Annotated in this window: 2 protein-coding genes and 1 pseudogene; all 3 read right to left on the reverse strand. The window is 67.5% G+C overall.

Annotated features, from left to right (window positions below; genetic code table 11):
- A partial coding sequence (locus AZG88_RS25420) for a cutinase family protein (RefSeq protein ID WP_231914194.1) occupies nucleotides 1-671 on the reverse strand: 671 nt, incomplete at its 3' end.
- Nucleotides 672-779: 108 nt separating this feature from the next.
- Complete coding sequence (locus AZG88_RS25425; RefSeq protein ID WP_061699580.1) at nucleotides 780-1,595, reverse strand: hypothetical protein; 816 nt, start codon at nucleotides 1,593-1,595, stop codon at nucleotides 780-782.
- Nucleotides 1,595-1,936: pseudogene (locus AZG88_RS25430) on the reverse strand (hypothetical protein); the annotation flags it as partial. The pseudogene AZG88_RS25430 and the gene AZG88_RS25425, both read right to left, overlap by 1 nt.

Here is a 1,936-nt window from a genome sequence, read left to right on the forward strand (position 1 = left end):
CGGATCGAGCAGTACAGGTCTTTCGGATCGCAGATCGAGGCGACCCGCCCCGACAGTGTGCCCATGCCTTGTGACCGGGGCCCGGCGATCCCCTCCCCGGAGGTCTTCGGCCCGACCGGTGCGGCGCCCTTCGTGCCGGCACCGGGATCGGCTATCAGTGCCACACCGAGGACCTGATCCGCATCGACCGGCCCTCGAGCGTTTCCGATCGCCGACGCGAGATCGCCTGCGGCGTCTGCACCCTGGGAGTATCCGGTGATCGTGATCTTCGCACCCGGGCATGTGTCGGCGTAGTTGCGCAGCACGGCGGTGGCCTTGTTGACCGCGTCGGTCTTGCTGTCGGCGTAGGTGTGGCCGTTGTCGAACGCGGACGCCATGTATGGCAGCGTGTATATCTGTGCGCGGGCACCGTTCTGTGCCTCGATTGCCGCCGCGACCGGGGCGAGCATGCCTACGGGCTGGTTCGGGTCGGCGTGCTCGTTGGTCTCCCATGTGCCGGGGATGAGCAGGTTGAATGTCGCCGCGCAGTTGGTCGGGGCGGCGTCGGCGATCGAGGGTGCGGTAAGAGCGACGCCGACGACGACGGTCGCAGTGGCGATCAGTGCGACCGTGCGACGGGTTCTCGAACGTCTGGCGGGCTTGGCACCTCGATTACCGGAAGGGACACACACTGATGCCTACATTCACCCATTTCGGCGTTTCCCCTCAACGGGGTGTCGGGGTGCCCCCGCTCCTTTTTAGGGCGCTGACCGGCGAGAATGGGCCGGAGTCGGGTGTTTTCACCTGCGATGCGACAAGGGCCACCCGACCCGTGCCGCGGCGGGCCGGTGGGGGTGGTCCCCAGGCGTTTCAGATCCAGTCTTGTCGAAGCCCTTGTTCTCCGGGTAGTCGAGGGTGGCGTGCCGCTCCAGCAGTGCAACGACTCGGGCGTGATCGTCGTTGGCCAACGCGGCGGCCAGTTCGCGGGACTCCTCGCTGGTGAAGGGTGTGTCGGAGTTCGCGAAATCCAGGGTGCGGACCCGGTAGTCGTATCCCTCGTCGGCACCGTTGCGGACCATGACACCACCCTTGACCCGGATAACCGCCTTCTTCGGTGTTCCGTCCGGCCGCAACACCCCGGCCCGTTTCATGATGTCCTCGGCCTTGACGTTCCTGAGTTTCTTGCTCGCGTCCGCCCGCAACTCGTTCGTTTCCCCGGACCGGTACCGGGAGACGGCGGAGCGGGACCTCCCGATCTTCGCGGCCACCGCGTCGACACCGCCGAGACGTTCGATCGCGGCACGCCGTTGCGCGCGCTCGACGACGTCCGGGTGCGGGATGCGGCCCTGTTGCGCCCACCGGCGCAACGTGCGAGCCGACGGCGGTGTGCGGCCGGCATCGATCGCCGCCTGCCGCAGGCCCTCGTTGCCGAGTTCCTTGCGCAGCTGCTTGACGGAGACCTTGCTGGTCAGTCCGGCCAGTCCCCCACTCTTGACCTGTTTTGATTTTTCGACGCCGCTGGTCGCGGCGTTGGCGACGGAGACCTTGAGGCCGTCGAGACCGACCGCCTCCTGTGCCGGTTTCTTGGTGCGCGGCTTCGGGAGATGCAGGGCCATCAGAGCACCCCCTCCCCTTCGTCGTCGTCGGCGACCTCGTTGTCGTTGTCGGCGAAGGCCGCCTTGATCGCGAGGTTCACGTCGTGCACGTCCTCCGCCGACGTGAAGGCGGACAGGAGTGTGTCGGTGAGGACCACGTCCTTCTCGACCGACATCTTCCCCAGCGCCTCGCTCGGGTCGGCGATGTCCTCACCGCCGGAGAGGAGGTACACCCAGGAGTCGGTAACGGTGCGGACCGGCCAGCGGCCGTGCTCGCGGGCGATCCGCATCGCCACCCGGCGGCCGCGCCACCGGCAGTGCGCGATGATCGACGCACGCCAGAGCGGTTGGTGGTGATGTTG

Source organism: Rhodococcus sp. LB1, from assembly GCF_001583455.1.
GTDB classification, from domain to species: Bacteria; Actinomycetota; Actinomycetes; order Mycobacteriales; family Mycobacteriaceae; genus Rhodococcus_F; species Rhodococcus_F opacus.